The sequence below is a fragment of the Streptomyces sp. NPDC045899 genome (genome assembly GCF_056431485.1).
Genome location: NZ_JBWKKP010000009.1, coordinates 1 through 24,204, shown reverse-complemented (window position 1 = coordinate 24,204; position 24,204 = coordinate 1). Strand labels below are relative to the sequence as shown.

Below are 24,204 nucleotides of genomic sequence, written 5' to 3'. Positions count from 1 at the left end.
CCGGATGTCAGGGGAATTGGGCTTCACCCCGCACCTGCGGGTCGAGCCGGTCCCGGGCGAGGCCGTCTACCTCGTCTCCGAGCACGGCGTCACGGCACTCCACGGACGGACCGTCGCCACCCTCGCCCCGCTGCTGGACGGTTCCCGGGACCTCGCGCGCATCCTGGCCGAGGCGGCCGCCGCGGCGGACCGGGCGAGCGCCGTCCCCGAGGAACAGGCCGAGCTGGTGATCGCCCGGCTGCGGGAGGCGGGGCTGGTCTGCGAGCGCGGGAGCGCCGGTCCCCCGGGCCCGGAGGAGGCGTACTGGGAGCTGGCCGGGCCGGGCCCGGAGGGCTGCCGGGCGGCGTCCCCGCGGGCCCCCGCGGCGGCGGCCGTGGCGGTGCTGGCCCTCGGCTCCGCCGATCCGGAGGAGGCACTGCGGGCGCTGCGGGCCGCCGGTCTGCGGACCGCGGAGGGCACACCGGCGGGCGGGGCGCGGACCGCCGTGGGCGCCGAACTCCCCGGCGACATATGCCCCGTGGGACCGTGTCAACCTCACGATGCCGATCTCACCCTGGTCGTCTGCGACGACTATCTCGACCCCCGGCTGGCCGCGGTCGACCGTGAACACCGTGCCGCCGGGCGCCGCTGGCTGCCCGTCAAACCCGTGGGCACCCAGGCATGGCTGGGCCCGTTCCTCGGCGCCCCCGACGACCCCTGCTGGTCCTGCATGGCCGACCGGCTGTGGCGCGGGCGCCAGGCCGAGGCGTACCTCCAGCGCAGACTGGGCCGGTCCGGACCGGTGCCCAGGCCGCCCGCGTCACTGCCCGCGAGCAGGGCCGCCGCGCTGCAGCTGGCCGCCCTGGAGGCGGCCACGTGGCTGGCCGGGCACCGGCATCCGGGCCAGCGCGCCCTGTCCGTACTGGACAGCCTGAGCACCACGGTGGACCGCCATCCGCTGTTCCGCCGTCCGCAGTGCCCCGGCTGCGGCGATCCGGAGCTGGTGGCGGCGCGGGTGCGGGCGCCACTGGACCTGGCGGAGCGGCGCGCGCCCGCCGACACCTCGCCCCGCCGCGTCCTGGAGACCTACGGCCATCTCATCGACCCCGTCACCGGGCTGATCACCGAGATCCGCCGCGATCCGCGCGGTCCCGACGGGCTCAACTGCTTCCACGCGCGCCACCCCTCGTTCACCGGGGCGGACCTCCTGGGCGGCCTGGACGCGCTGCGCGCCGGTCTGGGCGCCGCGGCCCACGGCAAGGGCCGTACCGCCGAACAGGCCCGCGCGGGCGCCCTGTGCGAGGCCCTGGAGCACTACAGCGGCCACTTCCAGGGGGACGAGCCCCGGCAGCGCGCCCGCTACCGCGACCTGGCCCCCGGGGACGCCGTCCACCCCGACACCGTCCAGCTCTTCGCGGCCCGCCAGTTCCGGGACCGGACGGCCGCCGCACGCCACCGGGTCCACGACCCGTTCGACGAGGGCGCGGAGCTGGACTGGACGCCGGTGTGGTCCGTGACGGCCGGGCGCCACCGGCTGCTGCCCACCGCGCTGCTGTACTACGGAGCGCCGCAGGCCCCGGGCCGCCGCTTCTGCCGGGCCGACTCCAACGGGGCGGCGGCCGGGGCCACGTTGGAGGACGCGGTGGTCCGCGGCTTCCTGGAGCTCGTGGAGCGGGACGCGGTCGCCCTGTGGTGGTACAACCGCACCCGGCAGCCCGGGATAGCCCTGGACGGCCTCGGCGACCCCTGGCCGGACGAGGTGCGCGAGCTGCACACCGGACTGCGCCGGGAGGTCTGGGCCCTGGACCTCACCACGGACTTCGGTGTCCCCGTGGTAGCGGCGCTCTCCCGCCGGACCGACAAACCCGCCGAGGACATCACCCTGGGCTTCGGCGCCCACCCCGACCGGCTCACCGCGCTGTGCCACGCCCTGGCCGAGCTCAACCAGATGCTCCCGGCGGTGGTCGAGGCCCGTGCCGACGGCGGGGGTTACGGCGCGGCCGACCCCGAGGCACTGCGCTGGTTCCGCACCGCGACCACCGCCGGCCACCCCTATCTGGCGCCGGATCCGGACGCCGCGCCCCCCGCGATATCCACCCCGCCGGACGGCTTGTCGGTGGCCTCCATAGGTGAGATGGTCCGTCGGCGCGGGATGGAGCTGCTGGTGCTGGACCAGACCCGGCCCGATGTCGGACTGCCCGTGGCCAAGGTCCTCGTCCCCGGACTGCGCCCGCACTGGCCCCGGTTCGCGCCCGGCCGGCTCTTCGACGTTCCGGTGACCCTCGGCCGGCTGCCCGACCCCACGCCCTACCGCTGTCTCAACCCCATTCCCCTCTTCCTGTGAACCCCCGGTGCTCCCTCGACACACCCAGCGTCATATCAACGCGCTACGCGGCCTCTCCACCTGCGGCTTAGATCGGATACTCTCGGGCAAGCCGCCCAATCCGGCCCGACCATCCGGAGGACGAGTGCAGCGGAGCCTCTTTCCCGGCGATCCCGGGGACAACCGGCCGCGCCCTCATGAGAACCTGGCGCCGCGCCTGGCCGTCGTGATCACCGTGGTGGTCCTCATGGGCTACTTCTGCGTCGCGGTGACCTATGTGCTCGACTCCCGCCCCTCGGGCCGGGCGATGGGCACGGCCAAGCTGGTGCTGGCCCTCCTGCCGATGGCCGCGCTGCTGGGTCTCCAGCTGGTCCACTCCTTCCCCGGGCTGGTGCCCCGGTTCGCCGACGCCCGGCACTGGACGCTGACCTTGCAGGCGCTGCTGACCTTCCTGCCGTTCGCCGTCTTCGAGCAGGCGTGGCTGGGCATGCCGGGGTTCCTGGCGGGCTCCGCGCTGCTGGTGCTCTCACCGGCGCTGGGCTGGACGGCGTTCGCCACGGTCATGCTCTGTACCGATGTGCTGCTGTTCCAAGTGGGCTTCGGCTGGGGCAAGGTCGGCTACACCACGGTCTCCACGGCGCTGACCGGACTGGTGGTCTTCGGGCTCTCCCGGCTGTCCGGACTGGTCGCCGAGGTCTCTCGGTCACGCGCCGAACTGGCCCGGCTGGCGGTCGCGCAGGAGCGGCTGCGGTTCTCCCGGGACGTCCATGACCTGCTCGGCTACAGCCTCTCCACCATCACCCTCAAGTGTGAACTGGTGCACCGGCTGGTGCCGCGGCAGAACTCCCGTGCGCAGCGCGAGCTTTCGGAGATCCTCCAGACCTCCCGGCAGGCGCTGGCCGATGTCCGCGCGGTGGCCAGCGGCTACCGCACCATGTCGCTGTCGGCGGAGGCGGAGTCCGCGCGGTCCATGCTGGCCGCGGCCGGGATCAGCGCCACCTCGGACATCGGCTGCGGCGATCTGCCCGAGCTGGTGGACACGGTGCTGGCGAGCGTGCTGCGCGAGGGGCTGACCAACGTACTGCGCCACAGCAAGGCGGAAACCTGCGCGATCGAGGCACGGCGCACCGGGGGCCGGGTGCGGCTGACGCTGGTCAACGACGGGGTGGGCAAACCCTCCACGATCCTGCGCGCCGACAGTACGGACGGCGGCAGCGGGATCGGCAACCTCAAGGTGCGGCTGGAGGGCCTGGGCGGGCGGCTGTGCGCGGGGGTCCGCCCGGACGGCTGGTTCGAGCTGCGGGCGGAGCTGGAGCTGTCCATGGAGCAGGAGCCCCGGCGGCGGGCGCGCCGCGGGGCCGAGGAGGAGTACGGTCCGGGGCCGGCCGTGACGGCCTGAACCGGTCCCCTGCCTCCTCCCGGGCCACCGGGGCGATGACGTCAGATCCAGCCGGCCTCACGGGCGATCCGGATGGCGTCCACCCGGTTACGGCCGTTCAGCTTGGTCACCGCGGACGTCAGGTAGTTGCGCACGGTCCCCACCGACAGGAAGAGCGTGGCCGCGATCTGGGACGACTCCGCCCCATCCGAGGCCAGTCGCAGCACTTCCAGCTCACGCGGGGTCAGCGGCTGCGGACCGTCGTCCAGCGCGGCCAGCGCCAGTTGGGGGTCGATCACCCGCTCGCCCTTGGCCACCGCCCGGATCGCGTCCGACAGCTTGTCCGGACTGCTGTCCTTCAACAGGAAGCCCGAGACATGGGCGGCCAGGGCGCGGCGCAGGTTCCCGGGCCGGCCGAGGCTGGTGAGCATCATGGTCCGGCACTCGGGAACGGCGGTGTGCAGCTCCGCGGCGGCGGTGAGTCCGTCCATGCCGGGCAGGTCGATGTCCAGGACGGCGACGTCCGGCCGGAGTTCCCGGGCGCGCGGCAGGATGTCGGTACCGCTGGAGAATTCCGCCACGACTTCGATATCGGGTTCGAATTCCAGCAAGGCGACCAGGGCCTTGCGCAGCATATGCATGTCTTCGGCTATGAGCACGCGAACCATGTGGCCCCCGGTTGTATTCCGCCCCTTTATCGCCCCCTCTCCAAGTATTCCCGCATCAGGACGGCTGTTTCACCATTCCCGGGCCGAATCCGCCCGTCGAACACCCGTCCCCTGCGGCGCGCGAGCCGTGCGCGGGCGGTCAGGCCGCGCCGCCGCGCGCCGGTTCGCGCAACCCGGTCGCGAACTCGGTGTGCAGGGATCGCAGTTCGCCGCCGAGATAGCGTTCGCGCAGCAGGGAGCGGCGCACCTTGACCGCGCCGACCCCGCGCACGGTGCCGGGGCGGACGAGCAGCAGTGCGCCGGTGGTGACCCCGAACTCCGCCGCCACCGCGGCCCGGACCCGTGCGGCCAGCAGCGGCAGCCGGGCACGGGCGCCGCCCGCCGCGCGGACCTCCTGGACGACCACCAGCCGGCCGGTGCCGGGGCCGTCGCAGAAGACCCGCGCGGACCCCAGCGGACGTCCGCAGTCCAGCAGTTCGCGTTCGACATCCTGGGGATGCAGGGTGCGCCCGTCCACGAGCAGGGTGTCGCGCAGCCGTCCGGTCATCCGGAGCCCGCCGTCCACGGCGAGGCCGAGGTCGCCGGTGCGCAGGAAGCCGCCCGTTCCCCCGGCGGCGCGGGCGGCGAACAGCGGGGCGGTGTCCGGCGGTCCGCCCCAGTGGCCGGTGGCCACGGCCGGTCCGCGCAGCCAGATCTCCCCCGTCGTCCCGTCCGGCAGCCGGCGGGAGGTCTGCGGATCGACGACCGCGGCGTCGGCGCCGGACCCCGGGTCCCGGCCCGCGGCGAACAGCACCGGGGCGCCCTCGGCCGGGGCGTAGCCGCCGACCAGGGTGCCGGTCCGCAGCCCGGCGGCGGCACAGCGGCGGGTGAAGGCGGCCATGGTGGCGGCCGAGACCGGTTCCCCGGCGTTCAGCGCGGTGCGCCAGCGGGACAGGTCGAGTCCGGCCAGCAGTTCCTGGGTGGCCGCTGCGGCGCCGCGGGCGTAGAGGCTGTCGGGGGCCACGGTCTCGGTGATGCCGTGGCGGCTGACCGCCCGCAGCCAGGCGGCCGGATCGGCGCGCAGCGGACGGGGCGGGAGGGTGACGGCGGTGGCGCCCAGCCAGAGCGGATGCAGTACCTGTCCGACCAGACCGGGGGTGTGGTGGCGGGGCAGCCAGCCGCCGATCCGGGAGTGGCGGCCGGTGCCGAGCGTCCGGCGCAGCGCGACCATGGCGGCCAGCAGATGGCCGTGGGTGAGCCGGGCGCCGCGCGGGGCGATGGCGGGGCCGGAGTCGTACGCGAGCAGCGCGAGGCTCTCGGGCCCGGTACGGGCGGGGGCGTGGGGAGCCGGATCGCGCCGGGCGCCCCGCGCGCCGTGGGGGTGGTCGTCCGGACGCAGTCCGTCCACGGCGAGGCAGGTGAGACCGGTACGGCCGACGAGCGAGAGGCGCCGCGAGGTCTCGGTGGCGTGCGCGGTCTCGGTGAGGACGAGGTCCACGGCGGCGTCCCGGGCGATGGCGGCGGTGCGCTCGGCGTCGGTCCGGGAGTCGTACGGCGCGGGCACCGGCACCGCGACGGCCCCCGCCAGGAGGCAGCCGAGCAGGGCCACCGCCGCGTACGGGCCGGGGTCCATGGCGATCAGCACCCGGCGGCCACCGGCGTCCCGGGCGCGCAGCCAGGCGGACACGGCGGTGGCGCGGGCGTCGAGCTCGGCGTAGGAGAGCCGGTGGCCGGGGGAGGTGGCCCCGGCCGGGTGCACCAGCGCGTCGTGGCCGGAGCGCTGGAGGGCGCGTTCCTTCAGGGCCTCCGCCAGATTCGCGTATCGCGTCATGCACAACTCCCGGGCGCCCGAGGTCGGAAAGGGCCCACAGTCTCGGAGCGCCACCTCGAAGGCGGCTCGATCACCGGTGGGCGCAACGCTCCAACGCAACCGGAAACGCAACCTCACGCCCCCGTATCCGCCCCCGGTACGGTCAGGAGCCCAGTTCCCGGCGGGTGACCTTGATGCTCCAGCCGCCCCCGGTGGCGCGGCCGGTCACCGTGACCCGGACGCCGTCGTCCTTGACGGCGAGGCTGTCGCCGATCCCCAGCGGGGCGTCGGCCAGCGCGGGGTAGACCGATTCGCTCCAGCAGGCGGAGCTGGCGGGGTGGCCGTCGAGCACCTGGATGGGGCCGTCACCGGAGGCGGTGTCATTGTGCACCCGGTAGACCAGCACCCCTTCGGTGCACAGCCGGGAGTCGTTGCCGTAGCGGCCGCGGACCTCGATGGCCAGGGCCGTGGTGGGGCCGGTGCGGACCACGACCAGCCGGGTGCGGGTGTCGAGGCCGGATCGGCTCCCGTTCATGGGGGCGCCGAGCGGTTCGAGGGTGTACATCCGTGAGCCGAGGGCGCGGTCGCAGGTCACCTGGCGGTCATCGAGCCAGCCCAGCTTCCACTTGTGCCAGCCGAAGGGGTCCGGAGCCAGTCCGAACTGGCTGCCCATCAGGTCCCAGTCGCCGACGTAGGTGTCCCACTCACCGCTGTTGTCGGTGTCCTCGGGGCGGTGGTAGAGGTCCGGCAGATCGAAGACATGGCCGGTCTCATGGGCGAGCACATTGCGGTCCGGCGGATGGTGTTCGAATACGGTCACCAGGCGTCGCAGATCGGTACCGTCCGCACGGATCGGACGTTCGAAGTTGACCACCTTGGTCGCGTCGGCGTCCACGCCCGGGGCGTCGGGATCGGCGACCAGATAGACGATGTCGTAGCGGCTGAAGTCCACCCGGGGATCGGAGACGGCGATGGCATCCCGCAGATAGGCCGCCCGGCGCCCGGAGTTCCAGTCCCGCTGTATCGCGTACGCGGTGGACGCCTGGGGCATGGTGATCCAGTTCTGCCGCGGATGCACCCGCAACCGGAACCTGCCGTAGGAGGACTTCTCGAAGAAGTCGGCCGTGGCCGGGGTGTGGTCGGCGGCGAGTCGGCGCGGGGTCACCTTGGGCTTGGCGTCCGGGAAGCGGAGGAAGACCATCACCGCGTCCAGGGAGCGGACCGGGCGCGGATAGCGCGAGTTCCAGCTGTCCAGGCCCTCGGAGTGGTGGGCTCCGGTGCGCTCCAGGTCACAGGGGCCGCCCGCGCCCGCCGCGGCCGCGGGGCCCGCCAGCACGGAGGTGGCGATCAGTGCGCTCAGCGAGGTCAGCACGGCTCCGGCCCGCCGCAGCCGGGGCGGTCGGTGCACCCCCTCGGGTACCTGAGGACGCACCATGTCGACCTCCCGGGCATAGTGGGAACACCCACTCCACCCTGCGGTCGAAAGGGGCGGTACGCCCTGTTCGGCTGGACCGGTCGAGTGAACCGGCCGCGATGCGGGTACGTAACAGACGGTCACAATCGGTCAGGCGGGCCGTTGGCCCGCGCAGAGTCGAACAGTTACGACCAAACACAGGGTCAAGGCTGCGGAGAGCGCGATGACGTCGATGGAACGCCCGGAGTACGAGCCTCTATGATCGGCACATTTCCCACGGGGATTCCCTACGTGGACGGGCGATCTCGGCCCGCCCGGCACCCGGTGTGAGACATGTGCGAGACGTGTACGACAGACCTGGCCACGACGGACGCCACGCGGGAGCGAGCGGTGAGCGGAATCCCCGACGGGCAGGGCCGCGCGCCCGGCGCGACGCTGCCGAAAGTCACAGAACGTGATGCGGAGCCCAGCGCTCCACCCCTTCGAACGGGCGCCGGCGCACCCGGCTCCGGCTCCGGCGCTCCCCCGGGCGCCGCACCCGCCGACTACCGCGCCGCGTTCCATACGGCGCGGCTGGCGATGGCCGTCGTCGACCGCGAGGGCAGGGTGCTGGACGCCAACCCGGCGCTCGGCGCGTTATTGGGCACCGATCCGGCCGTACTGGCCACCCGCAGCGCCGCCGATCTGGCCGGTCTGCGGGAGGACCCGCGGACCTGGACCGAGTACCGCGAGGTGCTGTGCGGGCGCCGGGCACGGCTGTGCTGCACCCGGCGGCTCCAGCACACCGACGGCCATGCGCTGTGGGCGGAGATCACGGTCGAGCCCGCCACGGACAGCCGCGGCATGCTGCTGTCGATGGCGGACATCAGCGACCGCCGGGACCTCCAGGGGCGGTTGCGCCACCTCCAGATGCACGACCCGGTGACCCGGCTGCCCAACCGCCATCTGTTCTTCGAGCGGCTGGCCTCGGCGCTGGAGTCGGCCGCCTACGACCAGGAGGGCACCGGCCGGATCGGGCTGTGCTACCTGGACCTGGACGGTTTCAAGGCGGTCAACGACACCCTGGGCCACCGGGTCGGCGACCGGCTGCTGGGCGCGGTGGCCCAGCGGCTGGCCGAATGCGCGGCGCCCGGCGGCCATCTGGTGGCCCGGCTCGGCGGCGATGAGTTCGCGCTGCTGGTGCGCAACTCCAGCGGCACCGAGGAGCTCTGCGATCTGGCCCGGACGGTACTGGCCGCGCTCCAGCGGCCGTTCGACGTGGTGGGCCAGCGGCTTTCGGTGTCGGCCAGCATCGGTGTGGTGGAACGGCCCGCCGCGGGCACCCACACCACCTGGCTGATGCAGGCCGCGGACACCACGCTGTACTGGGCCAAGGAGGACGGCAAGGCGCGCTGGACCCTGTTCGACCCCGAGCGCAACGCCCACCGGATGACCCGTCAGGCGCTCTCCAGCACCCTGCGTCCGGCAGTCGAGCGGGAGGAGTTCGTCCTGGACTACCAGCCGCTGGTGGGGCTGGTGGACGGGGTGCTGCGCGGAGTGGAGGCGCTGGTGCGCTGGGACCATCCGCAGTTCGGGCGGCTGTCGCCGAACCGCTTCATCCCGCTGGCGGAGGAGAACGGCGCGATCGTGCCGCTGGGCCGGTGGGTGCTGCGCAGCGCCTGCCACCAGGCCCGCGCCTGGCAGCGGGCGCATCCGCTGCGGCCGCTGGTGGTCAGCGTGAACGTGGCGGTCCGCCAGGTCTGGGACTCGGACCTGGTCGCCGATGTGGGCACGATCCTCCAGGAGACCGGGCTGCCGCCGCATCTGCTGCAACTGGAGCTGACCGAGTCCGCGGTGATGGGCTCGGCGGGACGCCCTCTCCAGGCGCTCCAGCGGCTCAGCGACATGGGGGTGGCGATCGCCATCGACGACTTCGGGACCGGCTACTCCAATCTGGCCTATCTCAGCCGGCTGCCGGTCTCCACGCTGAAGCTGGACGGGTCGTTCGTCCAGGGCTTCCGGACGGCGGAGCATCCGAATCCGGCGGACGAGACGATCGTCGAGGCGCTGGTGCAGCTCGCCCACCGGCTGGGGCTGACGGTCACGGCCGAATGTGTGGAGAGCGCGGAGCAGGCGGAGCGGCTGGGGCGGATCGGCTGCGACACCGGACAGGGGTGGTTCTACTCCCGCCCGGTGCCACCGGACCGCATCACCGCCATGATCGCCACGTCACGGGCCTCGTCGGCGGCGTCCTAGAGATGTCCGCGGCGTGGCGCTCGGGGTCCCGCCGGGGCCGCGGGACATGGCTCAGGTGTTCGCGCCGGGCAGACCGTAGGCGTCGGCGATCAGCTCGTAGGAGCGCAGCCGCGCCTCCCGGCCGTGCGCGGTGGACGTGATCATGAGCTCATCGGCGCCGGTCCGCTTGACCAGTCCGTCGAGCCCCTCACGGACCTCGTCCGGCGTTCCGTACTCCACGTTCGCCAGCCAGCTGTCCACGAACTCACGCTCCAGCTCGCTGAACGGATACGCCTCGGCCTCCTCCGGGGTGGGGACCAGACCGGGACGGCCGGTGCGCAGCCGGATCATGGACAGCGCACCGGTGAGCACCTGGCGGTGGGCCTGCGCGCGGTCCTCGGCCGCGAGCGCGGAGACGCCGATCGAGGCGTACGGCCGGTCCAGTACGGCGGAGGGGCGGAACGTCTCGCGGTAGAGGTCGAGCGCCGGAATGGTGTTCGCGGCGGAGAAGTGGTGGGCGAACGAGAACGGCAGACCGAGGGTGCCCGCGAGCCGGGCGCTGAACCCGCTGGACCCCAGCAGCCACACCGAGGGCCGGTCGGCGGACTGCACCCCGCCGGGGACGGTCCCCTGCACCGGGCCGGGCACGGCATGCACGCGGGCGTAGGCGTGACCGTCCGGGAAGTCGTCGTCGAGGAACCGGATCAGCTCGGACAGCGCCTGCGGAAACTCATCGGCTCCCTCCCTCAGTCGGTCGGTGCGGCGCAGGGCGGCGGCGGTGCCCCCGTCGGTGCCGGGCGCCCGGCCGAGTCCGAGGTCCACCCGGCCGGGGGCGAGCGCCTCCAGGGTGCCGAACTGCTCGGCGATGACCAGCGGGGCGTGATTGGGCAGCATCACCCCGCCGGAGCCCAGCCGGATGCGCTCGGTGTGGGCGGCGAGATGGCCCAGGATCACGGCCGGGGAGGAGCTGGCCACACCGGGCATGGAGTGATGCTCGGCCACCCAGAAGCGGTGGAAGCCGCGGCGCTCGGCGAGCCGGGCCAGGGAGACCGAGGTCTTCAGCGCCTGGGTGGCGGTGACCCCGCTGCCGACGGTCGCGAGGTCCAGCACCGACAGGGGTACGGGCGCGCTGCCGAGGGCCTCGCCCCGGACGGTGTCGCGCTGGTCGTCTCGCCGGTCCCGCTCTTCGGCCACGGTGGCCCGCCTCCCTGGTCACGTTCGTTCCGGTCGCTGTCCGCGGGAGCCCCCGCGGACAGCGACCCGAACAACCGGAGAAGGGCTCCGCTTTATTCCCGGTGCGCCGCGCCCGGCCAGCGCCCGGTCAGCGCCGGGTCAGCGCTCCGTCAGCACCCGGTCATCGGCCCGCCTTGGCGAACAGGGTGCCCAGCCGGTCATGGACCGGTTCCCGGCCCAGCAGCCGCAGTCCCTCCCAGACCGTGACCTGGTTGGCCGTGAGCACCGGCTTGCCCAACTCCTCCTCCAGATCGGGCAACCAGGCCGCGGTGTGCAGCGCGGTGTCCGGCAACAGCACCGCCTGCGCCTCCGGGTGGTCGCCGGTACGGGCCAGGTGCAGCACCTCCTCCCGGCCCCAGGTGCCGACCTCCGCGGCGGTGATGATGCCGCTGCCCCGGGTGGAGACCACTTCCGCGCCCGCGGCCTTCAGGAAGGCGCGGAAACACTCGGCCACGTCCTCCGGATAGGTGGCGGCGATGGCCACCCGCTCGGCCCCGAGCGCCTGCACCGCGTGGGCGAAGGCGAACGAGGTGCTGGAGGCGGGCAGCCCGGCCGTCTCCCCCAGCTCACGCACCTGATCGTGCGCGCCCTCCCAGCCGAAGACGAAGCTGGCGCTGGTGCAGGCCCAGACCACGGCCTGGGCGCCGCGCTCCTTCAGCTCGCCGACCCCGTCCGCGAGCCGCCGGGCCGATCCCATCTCCAGCAGCGCGTCCACCCGGTGGGCGTCCTCCCCGATGTCCGTATGGACCAGCGGGAGCCGGATGCCGTCGCCCAGGATGCCCTCCAGACGCGGATAGTCGTCCTCGGCGGAATAGCCGGGGTAGAGAAAGCCCACGGTGTCCGGGGTCGGGCGCGTCGTGTCCACTGCCACTGGCACTGCCTCCTCATCCGGCGGCCCCCGTGAGCGCCGCCCCGTGCTCTGACACTTCTTGTACACCGCGGACGCCCGCCGGGTTCCCTCACCCGGCGGTACCGTCCGGCTCATGGATCGTCGGATCGGTCATCGGAACGGTCCGGACACCGACCGAGGGGCCATCGGAGTGACCACCCCGCCCCGCGCCCGGTCCAGGCGGCACGCATCGGTTCCTCACACCGACGGGCCGCCCGTGTCGTCGAGGTAGGGACCCTCGCCGAGCCCGGAAGCGAATCCGGGGTCCAGCCCGTCCCCGGGGTCCAGGTCCGGCCCCGGTGACGCCGCGCCCGCCAGCGCCGCCTCGGGTCCCGGTTCGACGTCGGCCACCTGCTGGGCGACCGGCGCGCTCTGCGAGGACGCGGACATCCCCGCCGGACCGGACCGGGCGACCGGGTCCAGCAGCGCCTGGTACGGCCCGACGGCCTGGGCGCCGATCCTGCGCAGCGCCGCCCACATCGTGACCTGGTTGGCGGACAGCACCGGCATCCGCAGCTCCGCCTCGAGCTGTGGGATCACGTCGTAGGTGGGCAGATTGGTGCAGCTGATGAACAGCGCGTCGGGGGACCCGACCACCGCCTCCCGCGCCATGTCGACCACATCGCGGTAGGGCACCTTCCAGATGTGCCGGGTGAGTCCCAGGTAGGCGCGCCCGGTGACGGTGATACCGCCCTCGCCGAGGTAGTCCCCCAGCGAGTCGGTCACCGACCGGGTGTACGGCGTCACCACCGCCACCCGCCGGGCGCCGATCTCGTGGAGCGCCTCCAGCAAGGCGCCCGAGGTGGTCAGCGAGGGGAGCTCCCCCGCGTGGGTCATGGCCGCGCACATGGCGCGCTCGCCGGCGACGCCGCCGACGAAGCTGCCGGAGGTGCAGGCGTAGGCCACCACCTCCGGTGCGACCGCGCTCAGCGCCCGCACCGCTTCGTGCAAGGTCTCGTGTTCACTGACGAGGCGTGCCAGGTCGAGGCTGACCTCGACCGGGACGAAGGGGGTCCGGGTGAGGTGCAGGGAGACCTCATCGGGTACCCAGCGCCACAGCTCCCGGTCGAGAGCGAAGTCGAACGGTGCTACGACGCCCACGCCGAGCTGCGGCTGTGGACCACCGAGGAAAGAGACGTCCATATCGAGCCCCAAATCAGAACGGAGGGCTGGACCATTGGCCAGAGATACAGAAGAAGCCGGCCTGATGCCGGGACGCCGGAACAGATGCCGTTGTTGACGACGGTAGTTTCCGCTGCCTAGCGTGGTCAATCCTGCAAACTGAGGCGTCTGCCCAGTGCTGGTAAAGCCAAACCCATCCACGTTTCGAAACGGTTTCCCGCCTATGTCCGAATGCACTGTTGTCGTCTTCGGCGACCAGCCGCCGGTCCGGCTGGACCGGCTGGCCGGCCGGGCCCGGGTCGTGGTCTGCGACGAGGAGTCCCTGCCCGGAGCCCTCCCCTCCGCGGACGTGCTCCTCGTATGGGACTTCACCTCCGACGCGGTCCGCGACGCCTGGCCCGGCGAGGGGCCCCGGCCGCGCTGGGTACACACCGCGAGCGCGGGCGTCGACCGCCTGCTCTCCCCCGAACTGACCGCCTCCGACACCGTCCTGACCAACGCCCGGGGCGTCTTCGAGCAGCCCATCGCCGAGTACGTCGCGGGCCTGGTCATCGCCATGGCCAAGGATTTCCAGGGGAGCTGGGAGCTCCAGCGGCAGCGTCGCTGGCGGCACCGCGAGACCATGCGGCTGGCGGGCAGCCGCGCGGTGGTCGTGGGCGCGGGCCCCATCGGCCGGGCCATCGGCTCCACCCTGGAAGCGCTCGGCGTCGTCGTGGACCTGGTCGGCCGCACCGCCCGGGACGGGGTGCGCGGCGGTGACGAGCTGCCCGGGCTGCTCCCCGGGGCCGACTGGGTGGTGTGCGCGGCGCCGCTCACCGAGTCCACCCGCGGGATGTTCGACCGGGCCGCCTTCGCCCGGATGAATTCCACCGCCCGGTTCATCAACGTCGGCCGCGGCCCCCTGGTGATCGAGAAGGATCTCTCGGCGGCCCTGGTCTCCCGGCAGATCGCGGGCGCCGCGCTGGACGTCTTCGAGAACGAGCCGCTGGCCGCCGACGACCCGCTGTGGGACGTGCCGGGGCTGTTCGTCTCGCCCCATATGAGCGGCGACACGGTCGGCTGGCGCGATCACCTGGCCGAGCAGTTCCAGGACAACTTCGACCGCTGGGCCGCGGATGAGCCGCTGCGCAACGTCGTCGACAAGCGGCTCGGATACGTACCGGTGGACTGAACGCACGACCTGGAACGGAGAGTTGGATGACCGATATCCACGATCTGACAGCGGTTCAACTCCTGGAGCGGTACGCCTCCGGCGAACTGTCCCCCGTCGAGGCCACCCGGGCCGCCCTCCAGCGGATCGAGCAGATCCAGCCCGAGGTCAACGCGTTCTGCCGGCTGAACGCCGAGGAGGCGCTGCGGCAGGCGGAGGAGTCCGCCGAGCGGTGGCGGCGCGGCACCCCCGTGGGGCTGCTGGACGGGGTGCCGGTGTCGGTGAAGGACATCCTGCTCCAGCGCGGCGCGCCCACGCTGCGCGGTTCGCGGACCGTGCGCGCGGAGGGCCGGGAGTGGGACGAGGACGCGCCGTCGGTGGCCCGGCTGCGGGAACACGGCGCGGTGTTCGTGGGCAAGACCACCACCCCGGAATTCGGCTGGAAGGGCGTCACGGACAGTCCGGTCCACGGGGTGACCGGCAATCCGTACGACCCGGGGCTGACCGCGGGGGGCTCCAGCGGCGGCAGCGCCGCGGCGGTGGCGCTGGGCGCGGGTCCGCTCAGCCTGGGGACGGACGGCGGCGGCTCGGTCCGCATCCCGGCGTCCTTCTGCGGTGTCTTCGCGCTCAAACCCACCTACGGGAGGGTTCCGCTCTATCCGGCGAGCGCCTTCGGCACGCTGGCCCATGTGGGTCCGATGACCCGGGACGCGGCCGACGCCGCGCTCCTGATGGACGTCATCTCCGGTGCGGACTGGCGCGACTGGTCCCAGCTGGCGCCCGTTCCGGAGGGCGGTGCGGGCTTCCGGGACGCCCTCACCGCGGGCGGCGGCGGGGTCGACGGTCTGCGGGTGGCCTACAGCCCCGCGCTCGGCGGTACGGCGGCGGTGGACCCGGAGGTGGCCGCGGCGGTCCGGCGGGCGGTGGACCTGCTGGAGCGGCTGGGCGCGGTGGTCGAGGAGATCGACCCGGGGTTCGAGGATCCTGTGGAGGCGTTCCACACGCTGTGGTTCAGCGGGGCGGCCCGGGTGGTGCAGCCGCTGTCGCAGGACCAGCGGGAGCTGCTGGACCCGGGGCTCCGCGAGGTCTGCGACCAGGGCGCGGCGTACAGCGCACTGGACTACCTGGCGGCGGTGGACGTGCGGATGGCCCTCGGCCACGCCATGGGCCGCTTCCACTCCGCGTACGACCTGCTGGTCACCCCGACCATGCCGATCACCGCCTTCGAGGCCGGGGTGGAGGTGCCGCCGGGCTCGGAGCACACCCGCTGGACCGGGTGGACGCCGTTCACCTACCCGTTCAACCTCACCCAGCAGCCCGCGGCGTCGATGCCGTGCGGACTTTCCTCGGCGGGGCTGCCGATCGGGGTGCAGCTGGTGGGCGCGCGCCACGCGGACGCGATGGTGCTGCGGGCCGCGCATGCGCTGTACGGGGCGGGGCTGGCGGACGGCGTACGGCCGCCCGCCGCCTGAGACGGGACCGCCCGCGGCCTGAGGCCGGGCCGCCCGCCGCGGCCGCCACCGCGGCGGACGGCCGGTGGCCCGGGACCCGACGCCGGACGGACCGAGTGGTCCGTCCGGCGGTTCGTCATGCCCGGCGGAAGTTGAGCGTCTCCCCCAGTGCACCGGCCCGCCACAGGTCCTGGCAGGCGTCGGCCATGCGGTCCAGACCGTCCACGATGGTGCCCCACACGATGCCGGGCACCCACCCCGCGTCACCGTTGATCAGCAGGTTGTTCCGCTCGTAGAACAGCGCCAGGTCGATGACCTGGTTGCGGCCCTGGTGCTTGGCGTCCGTCTCATAGCCGTAGGACTTCGTTCCGAGCTGGGTGTCCGTGAAGGTGAAGTAGCACAGATCGCCCGGGATGGGGGTGATCGTCGGATTCTCGAGCGGGGGCTCTTCCGGCGCGAACGGCGGCAGCAACGTGTAGATCTCGTTCCGCGCGTACTTGGCGTGATACACATCACCTCCGAGGGGCAGCGCGTTCCAGACCGCCTCGCAGGTGATCGGCGCACGATCGTCAAGGAGTTTCGCCGTGCAGGCCACCCCGCGCTTGTCGAGCGAGACCTCGATGAACCGGTCAGCTCGGTCAACCATGGACATTCCTCCAGGCCAGTTCGGAGTCAATGCTGTCGTAGGGACATACCCAGCATCGGCTACATCAAGGGCTGGAAACAGCCCGCATACATTTCGCCGAGTCGGGTAGTCGCGCGCCCATGGCTCCACCACGTGGGAAAGACATCGAAAGCAGAGGAAAAGGGCTCGCTCGCCGGTCACTCCTGACCGGCGCCGCGGCCCTGGGTCTGCTGGGCGCGGCCGGCTGTAGCCGGGTGTCCAGCTCTGGTGGCAAGGACGGGGGCAATCTGCTGGAGCGGCTGCGGTCGCAAGGCACGGTGCGGCTGGGAATCGCGGGGGAGATCCCATTCGGCTATATCGACAAAAACGGCGATTTCACCGGTGAGGCACCGGAACTCGCGAAGGTCATCTTCAAACGGCTGGGCGTGGACAGGGTCCAGCCGGTGCCGACCGAGTTCGGATCGCTGATCCCGGGGCTGCGATCGCAGCAGTTCGACGTGGTCTCGGCGGGGATGTACATCAATCCGGAGCGCTGCGCTCAGGTGATCTTCTCCGATCCCGACTACCGCATGCGTGACGCGTTCATCGTACGCAAGGGGAATCCGAAGAATCTCCACAATTACGACGACATCGCGAAATCCAAGGCCACGATGGCGACCGGTACCGCTTATGCCCAGATCGGCTACGCGGAAGCCGCCGGAGTGAAGAAGGACGACATCATGACCCTTCCCGACCAGCTGGCCGGTCTGCTGGCCGTGGAGCAGGGCCGGGCCGATGTCTTCGCGGGCACGACCGTGACCGTCCACAACGTGGTGAAGCAGCGGAACAGCCAGCGAGCGGAGGCGACCGAGCCGTTCCAGGCGTACGTGGACGGCAAACCGGACATCGGGGCGGGCGGCTTCGCCTTCCGGCCCGAGGAGACCGCGCTGCGCGACGCCTTCAACGAGGAGTTGCACAAGATAAAGAAGAGCGGCGAGCTGCTCAGGATCGTGCGCCCCTTCGGCTTCACCAAGGCAGAGATGACCGACCTGACCGCAGAGGAGCTGTGCAAATGACAGCCGGACTGTGGGAAAACTGGCTCCTCCCGGGCGTCTGGATCACGATCCAGCTGACCCTGTACAGCGCCGCCTTCGCCACCGTGGTGGCCTTCGGCATAGGCCTGGTGCGGAACTCGCCGCTGTGGATCGTCCGCTTCCTGTCGGGCTTCTACGTGGAGATCTTCCGCGGCACCTCGGCGCTGGTGCTGATGTTCTGGCTGGCGTTCGTGATGCCGCTGGCCTTCCAGTGGCAGCTCTTCCCGATGTGGGCGGCCGTTCTGGCCCTGGGCCTCACCTATGGCGCCTACGGCTCGGAGATCGTGCGCGGTGCCGTCGCGTCCGTCGCCCCGGCCCAGCAGGAGGCGGCCATCGCGCTCAGCTTCAGCCCGGCGCAGCGGATGCGCCGGGTGATCCTGCCGCAGGCGATCCCCGAGATGATCCCGCCCTTCAACAACCTGCTCATCGAGCTGCTGAAGGGCACGGCCCTGGTCTCGGCGGTGATGGTCCCGGACATCACCTTCTCCGCCCAGCTCTCGCGGCTGGCGACGGGTGAGAGTGCCGAGATCTACTCGCTCATCCTGGTCATGTACTTCGTCCTGGCCTTCGTCCTCACCCGGCTGATGCGGCTGCTGGAGCGGCGCGCGAAGGCGGGCATCGGACAGTTCCCGGAGAAGCGCGGCCCGCTGGTGACGCGGAAGCTCTCGCCCAGCAAGGAGAGCGCGCAGTCGTCGAACCTGATCACTGGAGGTGGAGTCCAGTGAACTGGAACTGGGACGTAGCCAAGGACTTCCTTCCGGACCTGCTCGACGGTCTGGTGATCACGCTGGAAGCCACCGCCCTCGGCTCGGTGCTGGCGTTCGCGCTGGGCCTGGTCTGGGCGATGGCCTTCCGCTCCCCCAGCCGCTTCGTGCGCTGGCCGGTCTCGGCGGTCGTGGAGTTCATCCGCAACACCCCGCTGCTGGTGCAGCTGTTCTTCTTCTTCTACGTGCTGCCCACCTGGGACATCAAGTTCTCGGCGCTGACCACCGGTGTGATCGCGCTGGGGCTCCACTACTCGACGTACACCGCCGAGGTCTACCGGGCCGGTATCGACGGCGTACCCGTGGGCCAGTGGGAAGCGGCCACCGCGCTCAGCCTCTCCCGCAGCCGCACCTGGCTGGCGGTGATCCTGCCGCAGGCGATCCGCCGCGTGGTGCCCGCCCTGGGCAACTACGTGATCGCGATGCTGAAGGACTCCCCGATGCTCGCGCTGATCGGCGTCGTCGACATGTTGCAGAACGCGCGGGCCGAGGGCTCCTCGTCCTTCAACTACATCGAGCCGTTCACCATGGTCGGCATCGCCTTCATCCTCATCGCCTACCCGGCATCCCTTCTCATGCGAGCCCTGGAGCGTCGTCTTGGCCACTGAAACCGACCACACGAATCCTGCCGTGGACGGCAGTGAACTGATCCGCTTCGACCAGGTGACCAAGCGCTTCGGCGACAACGTCGTCCTGGACAACCTGGACTTCTCGGTCTCCTCGGGCAAGCACGTCACCCTGATCGGCCCGTCCGGCTCCGGCAAGACCACGATCCTGCGGCTGCTGATGACGCTGCTCAAGCCCGACGAGGGCACGATCAAGGTCGACGGGGACTACCTCACCCACGAGGACAAGGGCGGCAAGCTGGTCCCCGCGGGCGAGAAGCACACCCGTGAGGTGCGCAAGAAGATCGGCATGGTCTTCCAGCAGTTCAACCTCTTCCCCAACATGCGGGTGCTGCGCAACATCACCGAGGCCCCGGTACACGTCCTGGGGCTGGACAAGGACGAGGCCGAGGCCCGCGCACGGGAACTGCTCGACCTGGTCGGCCTCGGCGACAAGTGCGACGCGTACCCGACGCAGCTGTCCGGCGGACAGCAGCAGCGGGTGGCGATCGCCCGGGCGCTGGCCATGCGTCCGCAGGTGATGCTGCTGGACGAGGTGACCTCGGCGCTGGACCCGGAGCTGGTGGCCGGGGTGCTGGACGTGCTGCGCGACATCGCGCACACCACCGACATCACCATGCTGTGCGTGACCCATGAGATGAACTTCGCCCGGGACATCTCGGACGACGTCCTGATGTTCGACTCGGGCCGGGTCATAGAATCCGGTCCGCCGGAGAAGATCTTCACGGAACCGGAGCACGAGCGGACCCGTGAGTTCCTGAGCGCGGTCCTCTGACACCGCTCCGGGGGCCGGTCCCACCCGGCCCCCGGCCCTGAGCGCCACCATGCCCCCGCCGAGACCGGCGGGGGCATGCTCATGGCACAGCCGCAGAGACGGCCTGGTGCCGACCCCGCGCCGACCGGGGCGGACCCACCGCCGAAATGCCCAACACACCCCCCGCGTCCCGCCCTTGGCGGCTATCGTGGTACGCAAGCGGTCACAACCTGCGAGGCCTGCGAGGGGGGACACCGTGGCGCTCAAGCCCGAGCCGACCGCGCCATTCCACTCGGTGCAGCACGCCCTGCGCATCCTGGAGGTCGTCGCCAGGCACTCCGGCGGCGTGGACGACACCGTCATCGCGCGCGAGACCCGGCTGCCCGGCCACCGGCTCGGCGAACTGCTGCGGATGCTGCGCCGCGAGGGCTATGTGGAGCAGATCGGCGACGGGGCGTACATCGGCGGCGAATCCCTGACCCTGCTCGGCTCCGCCGCGGCCGACCGCGTCCAGGCCGTGGAGAACAAGCTCCAGCGCTCACTGGCCGCGCTGCGCGACTCGGTGGGCGCCGCCGTCTACCTCAGCCGCTACGTCGACGGGGAAGTCAAGATCACGCAGTACGCCGACGGCCCGCGGATGCCGAGGGTCAACGAGTGGGTGGACTTCCGGTCCGCGGCCCACGCCATGGCGGCCGGCAAGTGCCTGCTCACCCAGCTCGACCACGACGGCCGCCGGGACCACCTCTCCCGCCACAGGACGGTCCGGCTCACCTCCCGGACGACGACCAACGAGAAGGTGCTGTTCCGCAAGCTGGACAGCCAGCCCGCCACCGTGCCCGTGCTCGACCTCCAGGAGTACGCGGTGGGCACCGTCTGCGCGGCCGTGCCGATCACCGCGGGCCGCTCCGTCGGCTGTCTGGCCCTCTCGCTCCCGCTGGAGCACGCCCACCGGCTGCGCCAGGCCGCCTACGCCCTGAACCGGGAGGCGGCCCCGATGCTGCTCTCCCTGACCATCTGAGCCCGGCCGCGCTCCTCCCGCCGGCGGTGGTCCGAAGCACCTCCCGGGACCGGGTAGTATTTACGTCGTCAGCAGGCGCCGCTAGCTCAGTTGGTTAGAGCAGCTGACTCTTAATCAGCGGGTCCGGGGTTCGAGTCCCTGGCGGCGCACCGATGATCAGGTAGCTGACCTGGGGCGTTCTCGGTTTCCGAGAACGCCCTGACTTTTTTCCGGTGAAGCCCTCATCCACCCCGCACCTCCAGCGAGCCCAGCAGCTCCGCGGTGGCGGCGGTGACCGCCTCGACCGCTCGGTCGAACGCCTCCGCGTTATGCGCGGCGGGCTGCCGGAAGCCGGAGATCTTGCGCACGTACTGGAGCGCCGCCGCGCGCATGTCCTCCTCGGTGACGGTCTCGGCAAAGGGCGGGCGGAGTGTCTTGATGGATCTGCACATACTCCCGACGGTACGCCGCCGCACCGACAGCGCTCCCCCGTCCGTCCTCAGCCCAGTGGCAGCGCGCCCACGGTGACCACCGGGGCCTCGTGGCCGCGCACCGCGACCGCCGCGTGATAGCCAGGGGGCGCGTCCACATCGGCGAGCGTCCAGCCGTCCGGGCCGGGCGGCGCGTCCGCGGACGCCAGCCCCTCGGCGAGACCGACGTGATGGGTGCGCAAGCCTCCGGGCAGTCCGGTGCCGATGCCCTTGAGATACGCCTCCTTCCGCACCCAGCAGCCGAGGAACGCCTCCTCCCGCAGCTCCTCGGGCAGTGCCTCGATCGCCGCCCGCTCCCCGGGGTGCAGCTGCCCGACCAGTCCGGTCAGCCGGGTGCCCGCCCGCCGGGGTTCGCGCTCCTCGATATCGGCGCCGACGGTCACCCCGGCCACCGCGCAGAGCGCGGCGTCCCCGGCGTGGGACAGGGAGAAGCACAGGGTGGGGTCCCCGGCCAGGGCGGGACGGCCGTGGGGCTTGTCGCAGTCCGGCATCCCGCACAGGTCCCGGGTGAACTCCACCTCGGCCGGATCGGCCCCCAGATAGCCCGCGAGCAGGGTCCGCAGCCCCACGTGCGAGGCGACGTAGCGCTCCCGCAGGGTGGTGTGGCGGAAGCGGGCGGCGCGGTCGCGCTCACGCTCGTCCAGCATTCCGGCGGCCGCCTCGGCCGCCGCCACGGCGGGCGGTATGCGCAGCAGCCAGACGGCCACCTCACCCGGGCCCGGCCGGTCCTCGGGGCGGGGCAGGGTGCGGGCCGGACCCCAGGACCCGGGGTTCCCGGTGGGCTCGGCCGGGCTGGTGAACGGCACTGTTCGTATCTCCTCCGCACGACTCGTCGCCTTCCGGCATCCCGTCGGGACGACGTTACCGGTGCGGACCCGGCTCACCCGTACGGCGGCACGGCAGGAAGCTGCCGTCGCGGCCCGTCCCCGCCGGTCCAACGCCCCCGCCGGGGGCGGGCGTTACGGCACCGGAACAGCCGGTGAGTTAGGACACGTTCACCTCGCGGGCCCCCGGTCACGGGGCCGCGCCACTACGATCGCGCACGTCCGTGCACAACCGGTGATGGGGGTTTTGCGATATGGCGACGGGATTCCTGGCGAAGGCGGTGTCCACGGCCACCCTCCCGGTGGCGCCGCTGTACGGCGCGTTCCTCTCGTACTTCATCTACCACCCGCCCCGTAAACGCCATCACAGGACCCCGGCCGACCTGGGCATCGACAGTACGGACGTCACGGTGCCGCTGGACGGCTTCAAGGGACGCGGACTGCACGTCTGGCTCTGCCCGGCCGATCCGCGGCGGGTGGTGGTGCTCGGCCACGGACTGGGGCTGAGCAAGTCCGCGAGCCTGGCCCAGGCGAAGCTGCTGCATCAAGCGGGGTACACGGTCGCCCTCTTCGACCACCGCAACCACGGCAGGAGCACGGCCGACCGGGCCTGCTGGGGCATGAGCGACCGTCATACGGATGACGTGGTGGCCGTGGTCCGGTACCTGCGCTCCCTGGAGGAGTACGCCGCCGCGCGGATCGCCGTATACGGCTTCTCCATCTCCGCCTTCCCCTCCTTCTACATGCTGCGCAGGGGGGAGGAGTGTCCGGTGGACGCGCTGATCTGCGACAGCGGTCCGGCCCTCGAACTGGCCCCGCTGTTCCGCAACTTCGTCGCCTCCGGCGGACTGCCGGTCCCGGGGCCGCTGCGGTCCGGACCCTCCCGCACGGTGCTGGAGACGGTCGCCTCCTCGGCAGCGGTGGCGATGCTGCGGGTCCAGTGGCCCCCGGCGGCGGAGGGCGCCTACGAGCGGACGCCGATGCTCTTCCTTGCCGGTGAGCGTGACTCGATGATCCCCGCCGCCGGGGTGCACGCGCTGGGCGAGCGCTATCCGCTGGCCGAGGTGCACACCCTGCCGGACACCCCGCACATCCAGGGCATCAAAACCCAGCCGGACCTCTACGCCGACACCGTACTGGGCTTCCTGGACCGCACCCTCAAGGACTGAGGCCGGGCAGCGGTCCTCCCCGCACCGCCTGCGGGGAAGGACCGGCCGGGCGGGTGTCAGTCCTTGATCTCGCAGATGACCGCGCCCGAGCTGACCGAGGCGCCCACGTCCGCGTTCAGGTTCTTGATGATCCCGGCCCGGTGGGCGTTGAGGGGCTGTTCCATCTTCATGGCCTCCAGGACGACCACGAGGTCGCCCTCGGCCACCGTGTCGCCCTCGGCGACGGCCACCTTCACGATGGTGCCCTGCATCGGCGAGGCCAGTGCGTCGCCCGAGGCCGCCGAGCCGGACTTCTTGACCGCCTTGCGCTTGGGCTTCTTCGCCCCCGCGCCCTCCGCCGGGGCGACCGCCAGTCCGAGAACGGCCGGGAGGGAGATCTCCAGCCGCTTGCTCCCGACCTCGACGACGACGGTTTCGCGGGCGCCGGTGTCCTCGGCCTCGTCCGCGCCGGTCGGGGTGAAGGGGGCGATGGTGTTCTGGAACTCGGTCTCGATCCAGCGGGTGTGGACCGTGAACGGGTCACTGGTGAACGCCGGGTCGACCACCGCGGCCTGGTGGAAGGGGATGGCGGTGGCCATGCCCTCGACCTGGAACTCCGCCAGCGCACGGGCGGCGCGCTGGAGCGCCTGGGTGCGGGTGGCGCCGGTGACGATCAGCTTCGCCAGCAGCGAGTCCCACGCCGGACCGATCACACTGCCGGACTCCACCCCCGCGTCCAGCCGGACACCCGGACCGGAGGGCGGCGCGAAGAGGGTCACCGACCCCGGAGCCGGGAGGAAGTTGCGCCCCGGGTCCTCACCGTTGATGCGGAACTCGAACGAGTGGCCCCGCGACGGCGGATCGTCATAGCCGATGGCCTCCCCGTCGGCGATCCGGAACATCTCCCGCACCAGGTCGATACCGGACACCTCCTCCGTCACCGGGTGTTCGACCTGGAGGCGGGTGTTGACCTCCAGGAAGGAGATGGTGCCGTCGTTGCCGACGAGGAACTCCACCGTGCCGGCGCCGACGTAGCCGGCTTCCTTGAGGATGGCCTTGGAGGCGGCGTAGAGCTCGGCGTTCTGCTCCTCGCTCAGGAACGGTGCCGGGGCTTCCTCGACGAGTTTCTGGTGGCGGCGCTGGAGGGAGCAGTCGCGGGTGGAGACGACCACGACGTTGCCGTGGGTGTCGGCCAGACACTGGGTCTCCACGTGGCGGGGCTTGTCGAGGTAGCGCTCGACGAAGCATTCGCCGCGGCCGAAGGCGGCCACCGCCTCGCGGACGGCGGAGTC

General features: G+C 72.0%; 21 protein-coding genes and 1 tRNA gene. 12 read left to right on the top strand and 10 right to left on the bottom strand.

All coding sequences use genetic code 11. The features are described 5' to 3' along the window. The first annotated feature begins 4 nt into the window (after positions 1 to 4). Entirely contained in the window at positions 5 to 2,323 is a 2,319-nt protein-coding gene (locus tag AC07FT_RS15400; protein WP_479176642.1) for a TOMM precursor leader peptide-binding protein, read from the top strand. 124 nt (positions 2,324 to 2,447) lie between these two features. Next, complete coding sequence (locus AC07FT_RS15395) at positions 2,448 to 3,701, top strand: sensor histidine kinase (protein WP_479176641.1); 1,254 nt, start codon at positions 2,448 to 2,450, stop codon at positions 3,699 to 3,701. 41 nt (positions 3,702 to 3,742) lie between these two features. Here AC07FT_RS15395 and AC07FT_RS15390 read toward each other — a convergent pair whose 3' ends face one another. From AC07FT_RS15390 to AC07FT_RS15380, 3 genes are all read right to left on the bottom strand, one after another. Beyond that, complete coding sequence (locus tag AC07FT_RS15390) at positions 3,743 to 4,348, bottom strand: response regulator transcription factor (protein ID WP_471204231.1); 606 nt, start codon at positions 4,346 to 4,348, stop codon at positions 3,743 to 3,745. Between the two features lie 139 nt (positions 4,349 to 4,487). Further along, complete coding sequence (locus AC07FT_RS15385; RefSeq protein WP_479176640.1) at positions 4,488 to 6,158, bottom strand: AMP-binding protein; 1,671 nt, start codon at positions 6,156 to 6,158, stop codon at positions 4,488 to 4,490. A 142-nt stretch (positions 6,159 to 6,300) separates the two neighbouring features. Then, a complete protein-coding gene (locus tag AC07FT_RS15380; RefSeq protein ID WP_479176639.1) occupies positions 6,301 to 7,572 on the bottom strand; it encodes a M6 family metalloprotease domain-containing protein in 1,272 nt (423 codons plus the stop codon). 312 nt (positions 7,573 to 7,884) lie between these two features. On the opposite strand from AC07FT_RS15380, the gene AC07FT_RS15375 reads away from it, so the two are divergent. Beyond that, complete coding sequence (locus AC07FT_RS15375) at positions 7,885 to 9,786, top strand: putative bifunctional diguanylate cyclase/phosphodiesterase (RefSeq protein ID WP_471204237.1); 1,902 nt, start codon at positions 7,885 to 7,887, stop codon at positions 9,784 to 9,786. 51 nt (positions 9,787 to 9,837) lie between these two features. Here the strand turns inward: AC07FT_RS15375 and AC07FT_RS15370 are convergent, their stop codons facing one another. From AC07FT_RS15370 to AC07FT_RS15360, 3 genes are all read right to left on the bottom strand, one after another. Then, positions 9,838 to 10,959 carry an LLM class flavin-dependent oxidoreductase gene (locus AC07FT_RS15370; RefSeq protein WP_479176638.1) on the bottom strand — a complete coding sequence of 374 codons (1,122 nt, stop codon included), beginning with the start codon at positions 10,957 to 10,959 and terminating at the stop codon, positions 9,838 to 9,840. A 160-nt stretch (positions 10,960 to 11,119) separates the two neighbouring features. Further along, entirely contained in the window at positions 11,120 to 11,863 is a 744-nt protein-coding gene (locus tag AC07FT_RS15365; protein WP_479176799.1) for a maleate cis-trans isomerase family protein, read from the bottom strand. A 222-nt stretch (positions 11,864 to 12,085) separates the two neighbouring features. Beyond that, entirely contained in the window at positions 12,086 to 13,030 is a 945-nt protein-coding gene (locus tag AC07FT_RS15360; RefSeq protein ID WP_471204241.1) for a maleate cis-trans isomerase family protein, read from the bottom strand. Between the two features lie 202 nt (positions 13,031 to 13,232). Between AC07FT_RS15360 and AC07FT_RS15355 the strand changes: the two genes are divergently transcribed. Beyond that, positions 13,233 to 14,180 carry a D-2-hydroxyacid dehydrogenase gene (locus AC07FT_RS15355; protein ID WP_479176637.1) on the top strand — a complete coding sequence of 316 codons (948 nt, stop codon included), beginning with the start codon at positions 13,233 to 13,235 and terminating at the stop codon, positions 14,178 to 14,180. A gap of 26 nt (positions 14,181 to 14,206) precedes the next feature. Further along, positions 14,207 to 15,631, top strand: coding sequence for an amidase (locus AC07FT_RS15350; RefSeq protein ID WP_479176636.1), 1,425 nt, complete (start codon positions 14,207 to 14,209; stop codon positions 15,629 to 15,631). Positions 15,632 to 15,746: 115 nt separating this feature from the next. Here the strand turns inward: AC07FT_RS15350 and AC07FT_RS15345 are convergent, their stop codons facing one another. Continuing rightward, positions 15,747 to 16,256, bottom strand: a complete 510-nt coding sequence (locus AC07FT_RS15345; RefSeq protein WP_471204246.1) for a DUF3830 family protein — start codon at positions 16,254 to 16,256, stop codon at positions 15,747 to 15,749. Between the two features lie 119 nt (positions 16,257 to 16,375). Between AC07FT_RS15345 and ehuB the strand changes: the two genes are divergently transcribed. From ehuB to AC07FT_RS15315, 6 genes are all read left to right on the top strand, one after another. Beyond that, positions 16,376 to 17,290 (top strand): ectoine/hydroxyectoine ABC transporter substrate-binding protein EhuB, encoded by a 915-nt coding sequence (gene ehuB / locus AC07FT_RS15340; RefSeq protein WP_479176635.1) that lies wholly within the window; start codon positions 16,376 to 16,378, stop codon positions 17,288 to 17,290. Further along, positions 17,287 to 18,033, top strand: a complete 747-nt coding sequence (gene ehuC, locus AC07FT_RS15335) for an ectoine/hydroxyectoine ABC transporter permease subunit EhuC (protein ID WP_254740802.1) — start codon at positions 17,287 to 17,289, stop codon at positions 18,031 to 18,033. The genes ehuB and ehuC overlap by 4 nt, the downstream gene beginning before the upstream one ends. After that, positions 18,030 to 18,680 carry an ectoine/hydroxyectoine ABC transporter permease subunit EhuD gene (ehuD, locus tag AC07FT_RS15330; RefSeq protein WP_479176634.1) on the top strand — a complete coding sequence of 217 codons (651 nt, stop codon included), beginning with the start codon at positions 18,030 to 18,032 and terminating at the stop codon, positions 18,678 to 18,680. Before ehuC ends, ehuD begins: the two co-directional genes overlap by 4 nt. A gap of 22 nt (positions 18,681 to 18,702) precedes the next feature. Next, on the top strand, positions 18,703 to 19,473 hold the full coding sequence (ehuA, locus tag AC07FT_RS15325; protein ID WP_432040503.1) for an ectoine/hydroxyectoine ABC transporter ATP-binding protein EhuA: 771 nt from the start codon (positions 18,703 to 18,705) through the stop codon (positions 19,471 to 19,473). Positions 19,474 to 19,708: 235 nt separating this feature from the next. After that, the gene (locus AC07FT_RS15320) at positions 19,709 to 20,470 is read left to right on the top strand and encodes an IclR family transcriptional regulator (RefSeq protein ID WP_479176633.1); all 762 of its coding nucleotides are present in this window, start codon (positions 19,709 to 19,711) and stop codon (positions 20,468 to 20,470) included. Positions 20,471 to 20,545: 75 nt separating this feature from the next. Further along, positions 20,546 to 20,619 (top strand) — tRNA-Lys (locus AC07FT_RS15315). Between the two features lie 72 nt (positions 20,620 to 20,691). Here AC07FT_RS15315 and AC07FT_RS15310 read toward each other — a convergent pair. Both AC07FT_RS15310 and AC07FT_RS15305 read right to left on the bottom strand, forming a co-directional pair. After that, positions 20,692 to 20,901: a DUF2277 domain-containing protein gene (locus tag AC07FT_RS15310; protein ID WP_471204255.1), complete on the bottom strand. Its 210-nt coding sequence runs from the start codon at positions 20,899 to 20,901 to the stop codon at positions 20,692 to 20,694. A gap of 47 nt (positions 20,902 to 20,948) precedes the next feature. Further along, on the bottom strand, positions 20,949 to 21,746 hold the full coding sequence (locus AC07FT_RS15305; RefSeq protein WP_479176632.1) for a 4'-phosphopantetheinyl transferase family protein: 798 nt from the start codon (positions 21,744 to 21,746) through the stop codon (positions 20,949 to 20,951). A 272-nt stretch (positions 21,747 to 22,018) separates the two neighbouring features. On the opposite strand from AC07FT_RS15305, the gene AC07FT_RS15300 reads away from it, so the two are divergent. Beyond that, on the top strand, positions 22,019 to 22,933 hold the full coding sequence (locus AC07FT_RS15300; RefSeq protein WP_471204259.1) for an alpha/beta hydrolase: 915 nt from the start codon (positions 22,019 to 22,021) through the stop codon (positions 22,931 to 22,933). Positions 22,934 to 22,989: 56 nt separating this feature from the next. Here AC07FT_RS15300 and AC07FT_RS15295 read toward each other — a convergent pair. Next, positions 22,990 to 24,204: ATP-binding protein (locus AC07FT_RS15295; protein WP_479176631.1), on the bottom strand; the 1,215-nt coding region annotated here is incomplete at its 5' end.